This window comes from Mycolicibacterium wolinskyi str. Jessa 2025 (genome assembly GCF_049241375.1).
Lineage (GTDB): Bacteria > Actinomycetota > Actinomycetes > Mycobacteriales > Mycobacteriaceae > Mycobacterium > Mycobacterium wolinskyi.
Genome location: NZ_CP185960.1, coordinates 6958070 through 6975369 on the forward strand (window position 1 = coordinate 6958070; position 17300 = coordinate 6975369).

Sequence of the window (17300 nt, forward strand, 5' to 3'; positions counted from 1 at the left end):
GTGGATCTGACGATGCTCCGCGCGGTGGCCGGTGCGCTGCCGTTCGTCCCGCGCAGCGAAACGTTGCCCGACCGCACCGTCACGGTCGACGACCTGACGATCGATCCGGCCAACGTCGCGGCATACGCCCAGGTGACGGGCCTGCGGTTCGGCGACACGCTGCCGCTCACCTATCCGTTCGCGCTGACCTTCCCGACCGTGATGTCGCTGGTGACCGGATTCGACTTCCCGTTCGCCGCAATGGGTTCGGTGCACATCGAAAACCACATCACCCAGTATCGGCCCATCGCGGTGACCGACACCGTGAGCGTTGCGGTGCACGCCGAGAACCTGCGTGAGCACCGTCGCGGCCTTCTGGTCGACATCGTGACGGAGATCAAGGTCGGCAACGACACGGCGTGGCATCAGATCACGACGTTTCTGCACCAGCAGCGGACGAGCCTGTCCGACGAGCCGAAACCCGAACCGCAGAAACAGCCGAAGCTGCCGCCGCCCAACGCGGTGCTGCACATCACGCCCGGCCAGATTCGCCACTACGCATCGGTCGGCGGCGACCACAACCCGATTCACACCAATGCCGTGGCCGCCAAACTGTTCGGCTTCCCGACCGTGATCGCACACGGAATGTTCAGTGCGGCAGCGGTGCTCGCGAACATCGAGGGCCAGATGCCCGATGCGGTGAAGTACTCGGTGCGGTTCGCGAAGCCGGTAGTGCTGCCCGCACGGGCGGGGCTCTACGTCGAGCGTGACGGCGAAGGCTGGGACCTCACCCTGCGGCATCTGTCGAAGGGCTACCCGCACCTCTCCGCGACGGTGCGCGGGCTCTGAGCGTCGAGACTGCGTACAGATCGCGTTTCTGCGTGAAATCGCGATCTGTGCGCAGACTCAGCGCCTATTCAGGTCGCGGCTCCCGGACTCCCTTCACCAGAAGCCACGCGATGAACGAAAGTTCCGCGACGGCCGCAATGCCGAGGGCGAGAAGTGAAGTGATTTCGCCGAGGCTCGGGGCGAGCGAGCGCATGACCACGTCCGTGAGGTGGCCGAAGCAGCCGACCATGAGCAGGACACCCAACCCTTTGGGAAAGTAGCCCGATTTCATCACCAGATAGCCCAGCGGCAGCAGCCACAGGCCGAAGTACGTTTGGGCGATCAAGTACCCCTCACGCTGGAGGTCGGCGAACAACAGGGCGAGCTGATCGGAAACCGTTGGGCTGAATGCATAGTGGCCGGTGGCGATCATCAGTGCGGCCTTCTGGTTGAGCAGGCTCAGGCTTTGGATCGCGACGCTGACCGCCACGATCGTCACCATCGCGGCAGCGGCGAGCCGGCTGACGTGCCTGAGCAGGACATATAGAGTCATACCCGTCGCGAGAAATGCTGTGGCGCCCAAGAGTTCACTGACGAAGCCGATTCGGAACAATGTGGCGGACCCGCCGATGTTCGCGGTCGTGGCCGCCGCATCTCCGGGCACGACGGTGCTGGTGTTCACCACTCCCGCGAAGATCGTGAGCATCGCGACAGCCAGATAGAGGCACCCGGCGATTCTCGCGAGCGCCTTGGGCGTTGTCGGCGGTTCGAGCACGTATCCGACGCTCATGCCGGGTCACCGGTGTGAGCCAGGGCAGAGGGGGTCAGCCGTCCGACGATGGCCGGGGCCTCGTGGACGAGCGCCTCGTTGTCCACCGCCTCGACCATGAAGGATGCGTAGTCCACGCGACGGGTGAGATTGCTCGCCAGAATCGGATCGCCAACGTGCCTGCTCCACACCGGCATGCCCTGACTCTCGCCCTCCTCCAGGTCACTGCCGCGTACGACCGTCCAGCGGGTGTCACTTGCGAAGATCCTCCGGCACGCCTCGACCTCGTCATCGACGTCCACCACCCGGGCCAGCTTGGCCAGCCGGCCGAACACCGCCGCGTACAGCTTGAACTTCCTGGTGTAGAGGTCTTTCCCGTCGCGCGTGATGTGCCACCCGCAGGAGAACACCAGCCGGGCCCCGGGACGCGCGTGGTCGAGCACCGCCTGCGCGGTGCCCGAGGCGTATCCGCGCACGCCCCACGGCACCAGGACCGTGAGCACGGCGTCGCATCCATTCACCGCCCGTGCGATGACCGCGGGGTCGTCGGTCGCGCCGGCGATCACCGTGATCCGGTCCGCGAAATCGGCTAGCTTGGGCACGCTGCGCTCCCGGCAGACACCCACGACTTCGTATCCACGGTCCAGTGCGTGCTGCACCATATAGCGTCCGAGCTTCCCGGATGCGCCCACGACGCAGATCCGCTTCGCCGTCCCACTCATACTCCCGACCCCTTCTTCCACTCGCCGCCGCACCAGCCTTATGGCGTAAGGTACAGCCTTGCTGCGTAAGGTTGTCAAGTGACCACCGACGAAACCGGCACGTCCGCGCCTCGCCGCCAGCCGCTCAGCAAGGAGCTGGTGCTTCGTACAGCAGTCGCACTGGCCGATGAATCCGGCACCGGCGTACCCAGCATGCGCAGGCTCGGCGAGCGGCTCGGCGTCGAGTCGATGTCGCTCTACCACCACTTCCGCAACAAGGACCTGATCCTCGACGGCATGGTCGACTTGGTCTTCGACGAGATCGAGCTTCCGTCCGCCGATGTGGACTGGCGGACCGCGATGCGAGGGAGGGCGGTATCGATGCGTGACGCAATGATCCGCCACCCGTGGGCAATCCGCCTGATGGACTCACGAGCGAACCCGGGCCCCGCGACGCTGCGCCAGCACAACGCGGCCATCGGTTGCCTGCGGTCGGGCGGATTCTCGATTGCCGGTGCGGCACACGCATTCTCGGTGCTCGACAGCTATATCTACGGCTTCACGCTCCAGGAGCTCAGCCTGCCATTCCGATCATCCGCCGAGCTCGAGGAGGTTGCCGGATCCATCCTGGAGCAGATGCCCAGCGACGAGTATCCGCACCTCGCCGAGATGATCGTCGAGCGCGGGCTGAACCCGGGCTACGCGTACGCCGAGGAATTCGAGGTCGGGCTCGACCTCATCCTCGACGGGCTGGAGCAACAGCGCGAACGTTGGCACGGTGAAGATTCGCGGAAGCCCTCACGTAAGCGATGATCCGGTGGCCACACCGACGAAGTACTTTTCCGTAGGTGTGACGGTCACCCATGTTCCGCGGAAGCCCTCGGGAATCACGAATGCGTCGCCGGTGCGGAAGTCGCGGCGTCCGCCGTCACTGTCTTCAATCGCGATGTGCCCGTTGATGATGACGCACATCTCGGTGTAGGGCCAGCGTTCGAAGTACACACTTCCCGGTTGTCCGCGCCACAGACCGCCGAGCGATCCGTTGTCCAACTCGAAGGCCCTGAACTCTTCTTCGGCCCACTCGGAGCTGACGCTCGTATAACTGTCGGGATCGGGAACGACGCGAATCGTATGGACGGTGTCGACGGTCGTGACGGCGTCGATGTTCATCGGCGTTCCTTTGCGGCGAAGCGATCCAGGACATTGCGAACGATCCGGTCGACCTGCGGATCGCCGACGCTGAGAGCATGCGGCCACTCGGTGCTGCCGCCGTTGAACACTTCCCCGTCACCGCGAGTGAATGCGGCAATCATTCCCGCACCGCGCATTTCGCCTTCATGGACGTAGTCGGGCAAATCGTCTCCGAGTTCAGCGTTGTAGTTGTATACCTCGGCCTCCGGCCCGCCCAGCGGGTAACGGCCACCGAAGCGGTCTTCCTCACCTCGTACCGCCGGGCACATCGCAAGAATTTCGAGCGTGCTGGGCGCACCGTCTTCGAAGGTCGGGTAGGGCAACCCGCGGCGAAATGTGTACTCCACCGAATCCACTTCGAAGGCCGCGAGAAATGCGGGTGAACCGCCGAGCAGGTCACCGTAATAGAGATCGGTGCCGGCAAAGCTCCAGTGTTCCGGGCGATACACGGTGTAACCGCCCGACGACCGCGGCGTGGCGACACCGTAGCGATTGTAGATACCGCCAAGGCCGTTCAGTCCGATCGTCGTCGCGCCGGGCCTGCCGACCGACTTCGCTTCCCACACCGTGGTCGCCAGGTGGGGTGTTTCGACGGCCTCCGGGTCGAGAGCCGGCAGCCGATAGCAGTACTGGGTGGCCATATCGTCACTGAGCCGTACCTGCCATTGATAATTGCCACCCAACCGGGCGAAACCGCCTCCGCTGTCGACAAAGTCGTCGACAGCATCGCGCATGCGCCAACTCCAGTACTCGTCGTGACCCACGGTCACCACGCACGAGTAGCCTCGCAGGCTGTCCCGCTCCTCATGGAGATCGAACTGGGTCAGATAGTCGACGTCATATCCGTTCTGCTCGGCCCAGACCACGAATGGCCTTTCGTACGTTGCCCATCCGGCGTCAGCGTGATGTCGGCTGTAGCCGTTGAAACGGGCCCATTCGTAACTGTCGTAGCGTGGGATCCAGCCGATCGGCGGATCGTACGGGTGGTACTCCCGCGGGGCGCCGGCAGGCTTGCGCAGCATGCCACGCGCAATCGGACGGCGTACTGACGACGCCGGACTGCCTGCGTCGTTGCGCGGATCATTGCCGAGGCCCCGATAATGATTGGCTCCTCCCCAGTCGTTGTAGGCGAGCACCGTACTGGTGGTGAGCACCAACGCGATCCGTTTGCGCTGCGATACCGGGGATTTGACGACGAAGAAGTGCTCGCGCTCCCACACGGTGCCGTCGGGACGACGATTGCGGACGATGACGAGATAACAGCCCGAAGCGGTGTTCTCCGGTATCACCCAGGTATGGCGGACCGGCCAGTCGCAGCCGACAGCATAAGCGTCCTCGGGTGTGTTCTGGCTGTTCGCGGTCAGATCGGCCGCCCTGTAGACGGTCCGAGGGTTAGCACCGTCACGGACGATCTCAAGCTCGAAGGCCTGCGCCGAACTGTTGATGTGAAATGCCACGGTTTCGGTCGGGTAATAGCTGAATTTGTCGGTGTACAACCAGGTTTCTGGACCGCCACTGACGAACGGCCGCTCTGACGGCCAGTCGGCCGGCGACCAGGCAAAGGCCGGCTTCACACTGATTTCCGTCATGTCGGTCAACGACACGTCTACTCCCATCTACTTCGTGCGGTGAATGTCAGCGCTGTTGGCTGATTCGGTATTCGAGCCGACGCCTGGCCTCATCGAGAGGTTCGAGAAGAAAGGCCAGGTGATCGTCACGCCCGTGTCGGTGGCACACGTCGGCCGGCCAGTGCCGCCGGGCGCGGTGCTCGATGTATTCGGCCGCGCCGTCGACGAGGGCGAGCATCGATGCGACGACGTCGCCGTCGAAGCGGCTGTAGCCACCGGAGGTAGATACGTACACCGGCGAGGTGTGCGCGACCACTGGTCTTTGCCAGGTGTCGTTGTGCCGCAATATCTCCGGGCCGAGTCCGAAGCATCGGGCGGCGATCCACGAGTCACCGGGCACGTCCACCTCGGTGCGGTGTTCCCTCTCGAATCCCCCGCCGGACAAGTCGATACGGTCGGCGACGACACCGTTGACGATGATCTCGATCGACCCGACGGGAAAGATCGACGACAGTTCCACGTGGACGCCGACCCTGCCTTCGGCGGCTACCTGAACCTCGCTTCCCGGCCGCCGGCCGTCGACCGTCAGGTGAAGCAAGGGACCGCTGCTGGCGAATGTATCGCCTTCGCGCACCGCGGCACACCATGACCAATAGTCGAATTGAGCACCGTCCGCGACTCGTGCATAGGTGCGCATCAGGCCGATCGGGACCTCGGCAGTCATCTTGTCGGTACCTGCGGCAAGGGGCAGTCGGTAACCGGCGTTGAGATAGCGGTAGTACTCGTTGATGTTGTAGTCGTCGTAGGCGATTGTCTCCACGGCGTCGATGCGCCCGGTGGCGATCAGCGCTGCGGTCTCGCCGTTGGGCACCGGGAAGTGCGCGAGGACGACGGTGCCACCTTGCGCGCGACATTCATCGGCCCAGTGAGACAGCGTGGTCTCAAGCCCGCCACCGAGATCTGCCTCCTCGGAACCGCCGGTGCACCATGGCATGATCGGCCGACGAAGTCCGAGCAGATTGATATGGCCCAGCATATTGGTACGGTTCTCCTGCCCGGCGAACACCACAGTGTGCCCGTCGTGCGACACCTCGGGACGGCCCGTGAACTCCTCAGTGTTGGTGTAGAGGTGGCCCCACTGGCTCATCAGCAGATTCACCACGTCGACGTCTTCGGCACGTGCCTCGAGATCGGCACCTCGAGTGGATACAAAGTGGACGTGGGTGTCGCCACTGAAGTATCCGCGCCGGCGCGGATCGAACAGCCGTGTCAGCGCGAACTCGACATGGCGTTGTCCGGGCTCGATCCGGACCACCTCCCGCACCGGCCGGTAGTGAAAACCGTGCGAGACCTCGACCGTGAGATCGCCGACCGGCAGCCAACCCTCGCATTCACCATCGACGAACGCGTAGGTGTGGGCGCCGAGGCGCACGTCGCCTCCGATGTCGAGATTCCACGTGCCGCCGTCGGAGTTGATGTGGGCGTGATGTCCGTACGGGGCGAACGGAATTCCGTCATCGGTGTGAAAATGCAGGCGAGCGGCCAGCGGCTCACCCGTCTCGCTGTCACGGACCGTGATTCGCACCCACGCCTTCGCGGCGGGGGCCAACGTAAGGGTGGCGCCGCTCGGCAGGACGAGCGGCGCATCCTCGGCCAGATCCTGCCAACCGCACTGACCCAACTCCTCGGAACCACGTGTGAGTCGCAGCGTGGCCGACGGCGAGGCCGATACTCTCGCATACCCGGTTCGAGTTGGAATGCGCGGCTTCCCCCACGCCGGCAGTTCAGACTCCTCGCCCTCCCCTACCGTCCGATACACGTATGTCGCGGTTCCGCGGTCCACGGCTAGGGCGAGGTGTTCGTCGATCTCACCGTCAGGCACCGTGATCACCACTTCGCGCGACACGTCGCGGGTGAACGGCTCTTCGACGAGGTCGCTGATCGTGATCGCGCCGACGAGCAGCGAACGGTCACGCGCGCTGATCCGAACTTCGGCGATCTGCTTGTCCGGAAAAGGATTGCGATAGGCCCACAGGTAATACCGGTAGGGCAGGACGTAGGGCACCCTCGACTGAGCGTCCTCGATGTCGACCAGGCGCGCGCCTGCTTCGTCGTATCGGCCGCAGACACGGTCCATCAGTTCGTGTTCGGCACCATTGTGCGCGAGGAATGGAGTTTGGCCCCAATCCAACGGAAGAGGACGACCTTCCCACAGCCGTGGAGACGGCCCGATCTCGAAACGTTGCCTGAGCGTGTGTTCGGCACTGGTGCCGTCGGCGTACAGCAATGCGTAGGCACCACATGGCGCACCTACCGGCGCACCGTCGAACAAGTCGGTCTCATAGAGAGCATGGGCGAATATCAGCCACCGGGCGACGGCGCCTACGGGAACGGTCACTGCGTCCGCGGCACCTCCGGGTCCGACGAGCAACGCTGTTCGCTGCCTGTCGCCGAAGTGGAATGGCAAGCCGTACAACTCTTTTTCATCGAGCGTGGCATTGTCGGGATCATCGAATATCGAGACGTCGCAGTTGTACCAACGGTGAAGATCGAGCGGCGTGTATCCGCGCAGCTGATCGGTCACTGGCCCACCCCTGCTTCGGTACGGCCCAAGGCCAGGTATGCCTCAGGATTGGTTCTACGGAGATAGCCGGCGCGTGCCGCACCACCCACGATCGCCAGGCCGGCCGCGACGATGAGGACGGTGTTCACGACCGGCCCACCCGCAGTGAGGAAATCGAAGTTCGCGAACACGAGCACCACCACAACGGCGAGCACTGCGAACGACAGCACCGGAGCCACCGTGGTGCGCCACAATCCCGCCTCAGGCGCGTGACGACGCAGGTAGACCATGACGGCTAGGGAGCAGAACGCCCACAGCACAATGATGCCGAGGAATCCGAGGGCACTACCCCACAACAACAGGCCCAGATAGGGGTCGAGACCGAAGATGACGAACAACGCCAAGACGACCGCCGCGAGCACCGACTGCGCGACACCAGCCACGAGAGGTGCGTGTGTGCGGTGATGGGTACTTCCGAAAGCCCTGGGTAGCAAGCCCTCCCGGCCAAGCGCGAAGGCGTATCGGTTCGACGCGTTGTGAAGCGCCAACAACGCGGCGAAGGCGCTGAGCAACAGCAGCACCTCGGTGATGTCGAGAAGGATGGGCGATGTGTAGTCGGCGACAACGTTGAGCGCCAATTCTGCAGGGTCGGCCGCAGCGGCCTCGGCGATGTGATCGGCGCCGTATGCGGTGACGATCGCATAGGTGATGACCGCATAGAAGATGCCGATGAAACCGACCGCCAGATACGTGGCCCGCCGCACGGTCGACGCGCCACCCTTGACCTCTTCGGCGTAGATCGCGGTGCACTCGAAACCCATGAAGGCTCCGAAGATGAGCGCGAACATCGCGCTGTTGTGAACTGACAAAACCGTCGACGGCTCAAACGGGCGAGCGCTGAAGCCCTCCGACCCGCCGGTGGCGAGCACCGCGACCGCCATGATGATCAGAACAGCGATCTCGGCGATGAGAACAGCGGCCAGGACTTTGGCGCTGGTGGTGATTCCCCGATACCCGAGGTAGCCGACCGCGACCAGCGCAGCGCCGGCGAACACCCACCACGGACAGGAGATGCCGAGGAATCGTGCGGCGGTGCTGCCTGCGTAATAGCCGATCGCGCCATACGTCGACACCTGCAGCGCGTTGTAGGCCACCACCGCGAGCATCGCGGCAGCTGCGCCCGCGATCGGGCCCAGTCCTTTGGTGATGATCGCGTAGAACGCACCGGTGTTGCGGACGTACCGGGTCATCGTGCAGAAGCCGACCGCGAACAATGCCATCACAGCCGCCGCGACGAGGTATCCACCCGGCACAGCCGGGCCGCCCTTGAGGAAATGCAGCGGCGCCACCGCCATAACGAGCGTGAGCGGGGCCAGCGTGGCGAGCACCGTGAACACCAGATCGGGCAGGTTCAGGGCGTTGCGGGCGAGACGATTGTCCAGCGGTTGACTCATCGCATTCCTCTGTCGGCCAAGCAAGGTTTGAGTTCTTCATGCCTTATAGGCATGAAAGTTTGCATCACAGTAATGTCGAGGTGTGAGGTGGTCAAGACGCGGTGCGTTAATTTCCGGTATCGCGCCTTTACGGTCGATGATCGTGTGGACGCGGCGTACACCGGTGTGGGGAGGTAACGGTTGAGACCAGTACATCCGTCGGCCTCAGGCGATCCGGTGCGAATCGGCGCCAGGCTGCGCGCCGCGCGTAAGTCACAAGGAATGACCATCGAACAGGTCGCGGTCGCATGCGGGTTGAGCGGAGGATTCCTGTCCCGCGTCGAGCGGGACGAGACCTCGCCCAGCGTCGCAACTCTCGTCAGCCTGTGTCAGGTGCTTTCGCTCGATGTGGGTTCACTGTTCAAGGATTCAGACACCGGGGTCGTTCCGCTCGCCTCGGCCCCGGCGGTCCACATGGGCGGCAGAGGAGCCTTCGAGCGGCTGCTCACGCCACGCGCCCAAGCCAAGGTCCAGGTGCTGCGCTCGACGCTGGAACCCGGGTCGACCGGCGGCGACGAGATGTTCACGGTCAACTGCGATGTCGAAGTCACACACGTGCTGTCCGGGGTGATGGAGATACGGCTTCCCACTGAGACTTTCGTGCTCAACGAAGGTGACACCCTGACGATGCCCGGCCGCGAACCCTACACGTGGCGCAACCCATCCGACCAGCCCGCAGAGGTCGTATGGGTCCTCTGCCCCGCCGCGTGGAGCGGGACGATTACCGACTGAACCCGTCGCCCGACCGGACACGCCGGCGGCACCCGCTAGGACGCCGGGACCACATCCCCCGAATTCCGTCGTAGATCGGTGAATTCGGAGATCGACGCGGCGGTGACCGATGCGACCGGACGGGCGTTGGGCACCGCGGCGTCGGCCTTGGACACCATGACGACGCTTTCGATGTAGGGCTGGATGGTCGTGGTGTTCTGCACCGTCGCCACGATCACGAGCTGGAAGCCGAACTTGCGGAACGCCGACAGCGCCTGCTGCGCGAACTGCGGGTCGGACTTCGAGAACGCCTCGTCGAGCATCAGCTGCGCGAACATCGGCCGCGTGTCATTGCTGTCCGGGCTGGCCAGGTTGAAGCTCAGCGCCCCGGCCAGACAGAACGCCATGAGCTTCTCCTGCTCACCGCCGGAGTTGTCGCCGGAGTTGCTGTAGGTCCGGATGACCTCACCGGTTTCGGCGTCACGCTCCTCGCAGTACAGCACGAACCGGTTGCGCACGTCGAGCGCGTCACGGGTCCACTGCCGATCCTCAGGCGTGTTGCCGGCCAACAGCTTTCGCAACTGCAGGATGTCGGTGTACTGCTCGAACATCGCCGTCTCGTCGCCGAAGCTCACGAGTGACACCCGGGCCGCGATGCGCTGGGCCTTCTCGTTGAGTTCATCGACGGCCGCGAGGTGGCGCGTGCCTGCGTGCAGCGTGAGCCTGGTGCCGCGGTTGAACTCGACCGCACCGAGCCCGGTGTTGACGCGGGCGATCTGCTCGGTGATCCGCCGGGCCTCGTTGTCGGCGATCATGTGCAGGTTCAGGATCGCGCCGGGAGCCTGTTCGGTGATCAGCCGCTGCATGCGCTCGTAGGCGTCGGGCAGTTCGCGCTCGTCGATGCGCCGGCACAGTGCCACATAGTCGTGGACGCGTTCGTCGAAATCGTCGCTGTCGTTGGGGATCGCATCGGGGAACGAACTGTCGTACGCGGCCATGATTCCCGCGAGCTCGTCGTGCGAGCGGTTGCGGTCACCACGCAGCCGGTCGCGTTCGCGGCCGATCACCCTGATCAGCTCGTTGCGGAACGGATCGGACTCCAGCAGTTCCAGTGGCAGCGCGATGTCGGCCGCGTAGCTGTCGAGCGTGTCGCGGGCATGTTGGGGAACCCCGCCGGGGTCGAGGCGTTCGACGAGCTCCAGCAGCGCGGTACGCCGACGATCGAGGTTGGTCTCGCGCTCGTTGAGCGACCCGATCTGCTGAATCACCTTCTCGACACGTTCCCAGCAGTCGTCGGCGCGTTGTTGGAGCCGCTCGACGTCGGGGTTCTCCGTGACGAGGAGATCATGCTCGTCCTGCAGACGCTCGAGCAGTTCGTCGACCGAGTCGGTGTCGATGTCACTCCACTGCATGTACTGGTCGCACAGGGCCCGGCACGCCCGCTCGCGCGCCTGCAGTCTCGCGCGGTGTTCGTCGAGCCGTTCCCGCGCGCTGCGCGCCGTACTGTAGGCGTCGTGCGCGTTGGCCAGATCATGTTGCAGAGCATGCACTTTGGCCTCGGAGTCACCGAGGAAGATGTAGTCCGACGGCCGCAGCTTGGACCGGTCGTCCTTGATCGAGAGCCGTCCACTGTCCTTGCGCAGGCCCTGATCGGTGACGGCCCGGGGATGCTCGGCGAACTCCTCCGGGCGGTCCACGCACGCGTAGTCGCCGACGGACGCGATGACGTTGAGTGCTTCGACGGCGCTGTCATGGGTCGGGTCGGCGACCCGAACCTTGGTCGCGAGCGTCTCGGGCGCCGGCTCACGCAGTTGCGCCCCGTGCTTGACATGCTGGAGCTGAATCCGGCCCCGCATGTCGTTCTCGTTGACGAAGCGCAGCGCGGCATCCCAGTGCTCGTCGGGCACCAGCAGCCGTAACCCGGCCCCCCGCAGCACCTTTTCGACCGCGAGACGCCAGCGGGCCTCGTCGGGTTTGAGCTCCATCAACTCGGCGACATACACCAGATCCCGCTCGGCGACATCGAGCGCACGGGCGATCCGGGCCCGCATCTCGTACTCGGTGCGCGGCAGCGGCGACCCCAGGCGCTGGACCCGCTCCAGTTCGGCCTCGACGGCCTCGCGTGCCTCACGGGCCCGTACTTCTTTCGCGGACGCTTCGACGTAAGCCGTGTTACCGGTGGACAGTTCGCGGTGCAGACGGTCCGCTTCCTCCATGAGGGATTCGCGCAACGACCAGAAGTCCTCGGCAGTGTCGGGTGCGGTGAACCCCAGTGCGACGATCTTGTCCTCATAGCCGCTGCGCCGCCTGGCGACCTCTTCGCTCACGCGCTCCGCTTCGCTGAGCCGTTGCTGCAACGGCACCAGGTCCACGGTGACGGTGTTGATCTGCGCCATCAGCGAGTTGTGCTCGTTCTTGAGCTGTCGTTGCTGTGCGCCGAATTCGTCGCGCTGCGCGCCGAGTTGGGTGATCTGGTCGTCGAGGTTGTCGATCTCGGGACCGGCCTGCTGGAGCCGCAGATGGTCGACGTAGTCACGCACCATCGCGTTGTCGACGGTGTCGATGACGCCGAACTTGGCCGCCTCGTCGGCATAGCGCGCCTGTACGGCCTCGATATTGCCGAGCGTGTTGCGTTTACGGCGCGCGACGTCGAGCAGACCGCGTGCCTCGACGAGCGGGTTGATCTGCTCGAGCGCCTCCTCGACCCCGCTGAGGCTCGCGGGCTCGTCGAGCATGAATTCACGAACGAACTGTTCGAGCCCGCCAACGCTTTTCAGCGATTTCGCCTTGCCGAGCAGCTGTTGAGCGGCTTCCGAGGCCCGGATACCGATGATGGAGTACAGCTGCGCGAGATACTGACTTTCGCTTCTGCCGCCGGACCAGCCGTCGTCGCGGAACACCGCCGCGTCGTAACCGTTGGCGGCCCAGCGGTTACACAGGCCGAAGATGTCGCGGTCGGCGTCGATGAGATAGTAGCGACTGCCCGGATCGGAAACCTTCTCGGCAGCAAGCCATTTCAGAACCAGGCCGGTGACGGCGCGCCCGGTGTGATCGGAATACGTGACCGCGACCGCCGACCAGGCCGGCCCGGTGCCGCGCAGATACATGATCTGGCGGCTCGTGCCGTCGCGGCGCTCACCCCATGCGCCGCGCACATACTTGTCGACCGTGCGTTTCCCGGTGCCCGAACCCGCGGCGGTGGTGTCACCCGACGCGTTGAAGTTCCGTCGGTGAGATGGCAGGAAAGCCAGCGAAATGGCATCCAGCAGTGATGATTTGCCACTGCCGGACGATCCGGTGATGAGCGTGCCCTGCGGGCTGAACGGGATCGAGTGGTAACCGTCGAAGACGCCCCAGTTGATGACTTGAAGGCGCGACAGATAGAACTGATTGGTCGGTTCAGCGGCCATGGGCGTCCACCTCATCCTCGACTGCATCGGCGTCGGCGTCGTCGGCACCTCGCCCGGCCGCTCGTTTGAGCTGGTCGAACTGCTGGGCGAGTTCGGTGATCACTGAGGCGGTCATGATCGCGTTGATCACCGGGCTGACCGTGAAACTGCCCTCGTCTTCGCGATTGCGGACGAGGATCTCGATGTCGGTCAACCGCTCGATCGCGTTGTCGATGCGCTTGTCGAACGATGCGGCATCGCGGTCGGTGTCGTTGTTCACCCCGGCGAAGAGCTCGTGGATCTCCTCACGGCTGATCAGGACATCCTCGTCGCGCGCCGCCGCCCGCATCAGTTTGGCCAGGTGCAGCGCCAGGATCGAGTCGTAGGTGTTCAGCGTTTCGCGGCGCAAAAGCTTACGGCGCCACTGAGATTCATACTCCGCCTGCTCGACGTAGGCGATGTCGTGGTCGTCGGCGATGCACAGGCGCAGATCCAGCTCGGAGAGCCGCACCGTCAGTTCGGTGCGGTACCGGGTCACCCACGACCACAGTTCGGCGTGGTTGTCCTTGCGGATGTAGCGGCGCGACAGCAGGTGCTGCAGCGCCCAGCACGCGCGGTCGGGCAGTTCACTGGCGTCGCCGTCGAAACGCGGCGCGCGCCGCTCCGGTGCCGACCGTTCGACCGCGTCGATGCTGGGCAGCGCATCGAAGTCAATGGACGTGTCACTCATAACAAACTCTCGCTGACAATAGGGATCGGTTCGGTGAAGACCAGTGCGGGGACTTCAATTTCACGGTCAGCCCCCTCAAGCGACTGGAACCGCACCCGTACCGTTTCGATGCCGTCGTCGTGCGGCTGTTTGAGGGCCCAGGACCACAGCACGATCACGTGGCCGAGGTAGGCGGAGTCGAGCATGCCGATGGCCGCGGGCAGCGGCAGCGGTCCACGCTCGACGGCGGCGTTGACGAGGTCGGCGAGCTCGGTGGCGTCGACCTGGGCGGCCAACGCCGCGAACGCCGACAGGTTCACCTCGCCGTCCGAGGGTTCGGCCGGTGTCGGTGGAACCGCGTCGCGAATCTTGAACGCCACCGCACCGATCGAGTTGAAGTCGGCACGTGCCAGCGGTACCTCAAGACCGACGCGGCTGTCCGCCAGTGAGACCTTGAGCAGCTCGTGAGCGCTGGCCAGCGCATCGTTGAGCTGACGCGTGACGCCGCGGCTCTCCTCGAGCGTCCCCGATGCCACGAAGCGCTTGATGCGCCGCGCACACCGCTGCCGGGTGCGGCCGACCTCCGCGGTCTGCGCCGACACGAGTGTGAAGAACCCGGTCATCACCTCTCGCAGACCCGGGTCGAGATGGGGCAGCTGACTGGTCACCATCTCGATGTCGGCGACGAGCCCGGCCCGCTGTTCGGGATCCTGGACCATGCGTGTGAACGCGGTGTACGACGCGCTCTCGCGCGACGCGAACAGCGACTCGTAGTCGTCGAACAGCTGACGCTGACGCTCCCGGTAGCCGAGATCGGTGTCTGCCGACGAATCGAGCAACCGCGTGGTGATGCGGTTCAGCATGCTGCCGTACTGCCCGATGTCGGAGATGATCTGCTCCATCTGCAGAGCGATCGCACGTGCCTCGTCCTCGACGTCGAGCGGGTTGGGTTCGGGCCGCCTGCCCTCGTCGAGCGCATCGAGTTCGGCCTGCAGCTTCTCGATCTCCTGCTCGATGTCGGCCCGGATCCGCTCGGGATCGTTGCTGACCTGGCCCGCGACGCGCCGCAACCCCGCCGCTACGCCGGCGATCGAACCACCGGTCGCGATGGTGTCCTCACGTCGCATCCGGCGGGCGAAGTCCAGCACCGCCCGGGCCTCGTAGGTCAGGTAGCAGACGTTGCGTTCACCGTCGCCGGCCTGCTCGGTGATCCGGTGCAACCACCCCTGACTGGCCCAGTACTTGATCAGCTGCAGGCCCGATTGTTCGTTGTCGGATCCCATTGCGGCCAGGTCACGCTCCAGCCGAACCACGAGCTCGGTCTCGGTGAGCTTGGCACCCCGATCGAGATGGCGCTCCATCAATGTCAGGTAGCCGGCCAGGTTGTTGGTCACGAGCAGGCGGATGGACCTCGAGTCCGCGACGGTCCGGTTCAGCTCGTAGAGCCGCTCCAACGACGGCCGACCCACGTCAGCGTGCTGCATGCAACCACAGCACCCCGCCGGAACCCACCGGCTGGATCAGACTCGTCTTCATCCGTCCTACTTTAGGCGGCGCCGAAGACACCGGATTTGCCAGGCGGCCACCTCACGGCTGCGGCGGCAAGAGGTGAACCGACGGCCGGCCGGCACCCGCACCATCGGCGATGACACGCGCGTCCACCCCGTAAACGGCCGAGATCAGCGCAGGCGTCAGCACCTCGGCGGGTACTCCCGCCGCAGCGACGCGACCTTCGGCGAGCACGACGAGCCGATCGCAGAACAATGCGGCCAGGGTCAGGTCGTGAAGGGTGACGACCGCGGTCACCGGCAGGTCACGGATCAGCGCGAGCAGCTCGAACTGGTGGCGGATGTCCAGGTGATTGGTGGGTTCGTCGAGCAACAGCTCGCGCGGTTCCTGGGCGAGCGCCCGCGCGATCTGCACGCGCTGTTGTTCCCCGCCCGACAAGGTGCGCCAGTCACGGTTGCGCATATGCACCGTGCCGGTGTGGGCAAGCGCACGCTCGACTGCGGCATCGTCGGCTGCGGCGTCGCCGGACCACACGCCGCGGTGCGGGATCCGGCCCAGCCGCACGATCTGCTCGACGGTCAGGTTGATGTCGGTGCTGACCTGCTGTTCGACGACGGCGATGCGTTGCGCGACCGTGCGGCGGCGGTGACCGGCAAGCGACCGGCCGTCGAGAAGCACCGCGCCGCCGCTGGGCCGCCGCAGCCCGGCAAGGAGGCGCAGCAACGACGATTTGCCCGAGCCGTTCGGCCCGAGCAGGCCGAGCGTCTCCCCCTCTCGCAGCACGAGCGACACTCCGCCGATGACGAGCCGCCCGCCGGCCGACCAGCTGACGGCGTCGGCCACGATCGGGCCCGCCTGCTGCTCGACACTCATCGGGGTCGCTTCCTGCGCGCGAGGATCAGCACGAAGATCGGCACGCCGACCAACGCGGTCACCACACCGACCGGCAGTTCCTGCGGGGCGAACACGGTGCGTGCCGCGGTGTCGACCCAGACCAGAAAGATCGCACCGGCCAGCGCCGTGACCACGAGCAGCCGGCGATGCGCCGGACCGACGATGATCCGCGCCGCATGTGGCAATACGAGCCCGACGAACCCGATCGCGCCCGCCGCGCTGACCAGGACCGCGGTCAGCAGCGCCGTCGTTACCAGGAGCAGAACCCGCACCCGCATGACCGCCACCCCGAGCGAGGCTGCCGCGTCGTGCCCGAATGCGAACGCGTCCAAGGCATCCGACTGCGTCCAGCAGATGACGAGGCCCAGCGCGCACACCGCACCGCACAGCGCCACCTGATCCCAGTTGGCCCCGCCGAGCGAGCCGAGCAGCCAGAACAACACACCTCTGGTCTGCTGGGCGTCGGCGGAGGAGAACACGATGAACGAGGTGATCGCCGAAAAGAGTTGAGTGCCTGCGACTCCGGCCAGCACGACCCGATCCTGTCCGCCACCCGCGGCGGCTGCGAGGATCAGCACGAGGACGAACGCCGTCAGCGCCCCGGCGAATGCCCCGGCAGACAGGCTGAGCGCACCGCCGATGCCGGTGATCACCACCAGCACCGCTCCGGTCGAGGCGCCGGATGAGATGCCGAGCATGAAGGGGTCGGCGAGCGGGTTGCGCATCATCGACTGCAGAACCGCGCCGCAGATCGCCAGGCCGGCACCGCATATCGAGGCCAGCAATGCGCGTGGCAGCCGCAGCTCCCAGACGATGCCGTCGTCGATCGGCGCCACGTCGGCGGCGTGGTTCCAAAGGTGTTGTGCAATAACGGCGTAAACGTCGCGCACACCGAGTTCGGCGGGTCCGATGAGGATTGCGGCCATGATCGAGAGCAGCAGACCGCCGACAGCGATCGGTACGAGCAACAGCATCCCCGGGTTGCGCAACGCCGGT

14 protein-coding genes are annotated in these 17300 nt (G+C 65.2%); 3 read left to right on the forward strand and 11 right to left on the reverse strand.

All coding sequences use genetic code 11. The annotated features are described in order from the left end of the window. The first annotated feature begins 12 nt into the window (after positions 1-12). On the forward strand, positions 13-828 hold the full coding sequence (locus ACOI2T_RS34385) for a MaoC/PaaZ C-terminal domain-containing protein (RefSeq protein WP_409503070.1): 816 nt from the start codon (positions 13-15) through the stop codon (positions 826-828). Positions 829-892: 64 nt separating this feature from the next. On the opposite strand, the gene ACOI2T_RS34390 is transcribed toward ACOI2T_RS34385, so the two are convergent. Beyond that, complete coding sequence (locus ACOI2T_RS34390) at positions 893-1597, reverse strand: DUF4386 domain-containing protein (protein ID WP_409502790.1); 705 nt, start codon at positions 1595-1597, stop codon at positions 893-895. Continuing rightward, complete coding sequence (locus ACOI2T_RS34395; protein ID WP_409502791.1) at positions 1594-2298, reverse strand: NAD(P)-dependent oxidoreductase; 705 nt, start codon at positions 2296-2298, stop codon at positions 1594-1596. The genes ACOI2T_RS34390 and ACOI2T_RS34395 overlap by 4 nt, the downstream gene beginning before the upstream one ends. 78 nt (positions 2299-2376) lie before the next feature. Between ACOI2T_RS34395 and ACOI2T_RS34400 the strand changes: the two genes are divergently transcribed. Beyond that, a complete protein-coding gene (locus ACOI2T_RS34400) occupies positions 2377-3090 on the forward strand; it encodes a TetR/AcrR family transcriptional regulator (protein ID WP_409502792.1) in 714 nt (237 codons plus the stop codon). On the opposite strand, the gene ACOI2T_RS34405 is transcribed toward ACOI2T_RS34400, so the two are convergent. Genes ACOI2T_RS34405 through ACOI2T_RS34420 form a run of 4 tightly spaced genes read right to left on the reverse strand, consistent with a single transcriptional unit; the run spans position 3076 to position 9053 of the window. After that, positions 3076-3447 carry a cupin domain-containing protein gene (locus tag ACOI2T_RS34405; RefSeq protein ID WP_409502793.1) on the reverse strand — a complete coding sequence of 124 codons (372 nt, stop codon included), beginning with the start codon at positions 3445-3447 and terminating at the stop codon, positions 3076-3078. The genes ACOI2T_RS34400 and ACOI2T_RS34405 overlap by 15 nt on opposite strands. After that, positions 3444-5072 carry a N,N-dimethylformamidase beta subunit family domain-containing protein gene (locus ACOI2T_RS34410; RefSeq protein WP_409502794.1) on the reverse strand — a complete coding sequence of 543 codons (1629 nt, stop codon included), beginning with the start codon at positions 5070-5072 and terminating at the stop codon, positions 3444-3446. The genes ACOI2T_RS34405 and ACOI2T_RS34410 overlap by 4 nt, the downstream gene beginning before the upstream one ends. A gap of 31 nt (positions 5073-5103) precedes the next feature. After that, the gene (locus tag ACOI2T_RS34415) at positions 5104-7620 is read right to left on the reverse strand and encodes a CehA/McbA family metallohydrolase (protein WP_409502795.1); all 2517 of its coding nucleotides are present in this window, start codon (positions 7618-7620) and stop codon (positions 5104-5106) included. Next, positions 7617-9053, reverse strand: a complete 1437-nt coding sequence (locus ACOI2T_RS34420) for an APC family permease (RefSeq protein ID WP_409502796.1) — start codon at positions 9051-9053, stop codon at positions 7617-7619. The genes ACOI2T_RS34415 and ACOI2T_RS34420 overlap by 4 nt, the downstream gene beginning before the upstream one ends. A 261-nt stretch (positions 9054-9314) precedes the next feature. Here ACOI2T_RS34420 and ACOI2T_RS34425 point away from each other — a divergent pair, with 261 nt between their 5' ends. Continuing rightward, the gene (locus ACOI2T_RS34425) at positions 9315-9824 is read left to right on the forward strand and encodes a helix-turn-helix domain-containing protein (protein WP_421875331.1); all 510 of its coding nucleotides are present in this window, start codon (positions 9315-9317) and stop codon (positions 9822-9824) included. 35 nt (positions 9825-9859) lie between these two features. Here the strand turns inward: ACOI2T_RS34425 and ACOI2T_RS34430 are convergent, their stop codons facing one another. The 5 genes from ACOI2T_RS34430 to ACOI2T_RS34450 form a co-directional block, all read right to left on the reverse strand. Next, a complete protein-coding gene (locus tag ACOI2T_RS34430; RefSeq protein WP_409502797.1) occupies positions 9860-13213 on the reverse strand; it encodes an ATP-binding protein in 3354 nt (1117 codons plus the stop codon). Continuing rightward, entirely contained in the window at positions 13203-13922 is a 720-nt protein-coding gene (locus ACOI2T_RS34435) for a DUF4194 domain-containing protein (protein WP_409502798.1), read from the reverse strand. Before ACOI2T_RS34435 ends, ACOI2T_RS34430 begins: the two co-directional genes overlap by 11 nt. After that, a complete protein-coding gene (locus ACOI2T_RS34440) occupies positions 13919-15385 on the reverse strand; it encodes a DUF3375 domain-containing protein (RefSeq protein ID WP_067848347.1) in 1467 nt (488 codons plus the stop codon). Before ACOI2T_RS34440 ends, ACOI2T_RS34435 begins: the two co-directional genes overlap by 4 nt. 103 nt (positions 15386-15488) lie before the next feature. Further along, a complete protein-coding gene (locus ACOI2T_RS34445; protein WP_409502799.1) occupies positions 15489-16283 on the reverse strand; it encodes an ABC transporter ATP-binding protein in 795 nt (264 codons plus the stop codon). Further along, positions 16280-17278 (reverse strand): FecCD family ABC transporter permease, encoded by a 999-nt coding sequence (locus ACOI2T_RS34450; RefSeq protein WP_409503072.1) that lies wholly within the window; start codon positions 17276-17278, stop codon positions 16280-16282. Before ACOI2T_RS34450 ends, ACOI2T_RS34445 begins: the two co-directional genes overlap by 4 nt. Positions 17279-17300 lie beyond the last annotated feature (22 nt).

Coding starts and splice junctions, on each gene's coding strand:
- ACOI2T_RS34385 (WP_409503070.1), top strand. CDS start 13: ATGCTCCGCGCGGTGGCCGGTGCGCTGCCGTTCGTCCCGCGCAGCGAA.
- ACOI2T_RS34390 (WP_409502790.1), bottom strand. CDS start 1,597: ATGAGCGTCGGATACGTGCTCGAACCGCCGACAACGCCCAAGGCGCTC.
- ACOI2T_RS34395 (WP_409502791.1), bottom strand. CDS start 2,298: ATGAGTGGGACGGCGAAGCGGATCTGCGTCGTGGGCGCATCCGGGAAG.
- ACOI2T_RS34405 (WP_409502793.1), bottom strand. CDS start 3,447: ATGAACATCGACGCCGTCACGACCGTCGACACCGTCCATACGATTCGC.
- ACOI2T_RS34420 (WP_409502796.1), bottom strand. CDS start 9,053: ATGAGTCAACCGCTGGACAATCGTCTCGCCCGCAACGCCCTGAACCTG.
- ACOI2T_RS34425 (WP_421875331.1), top strand. CDS start 9,315: ATGACCATCGAACAGGTCGCGGTCGCATGCGGGTTGAGCGGAGGATTC.
- ACOI2T_RS34430 (WP_409502797.1), bottom strand. CDS start 13,213: ATGGCCGCTGAACCGACCAATCAGTTCTATCTGTCGCGCCTTCAAGTC.
- ACOI2T_RS34435 (WP_409502798.1), bottom strand. CDS start 13,922: ATGAGTGACACGTCCATTGACTTCGATGCGCTGCCCAGCATCGACGCG.
- ACOI2T_RS34440 (WP_067848347.1), bottom strand. CDS start 15,385: ATGCAGCACGCTGACGTGGGTCGGCCGTCGTTGGAGCGGCTCTACGAG.
- ACOI2T_RS34445 (WP_409502799.1), bottom strand. CDS start 16,283: ATGAGTGTCGAGCAGCAGGCGGGCCCGATCGTGGCCGACGCCGTCAGC.
- ACOI2T_RS34450 (WP_409503072.1), bottom strand. CDS start 17,278: ATGCTGTTGCTCGTACCGATCGCTGTCGGCGGTCTGCTGCTCTCGATC.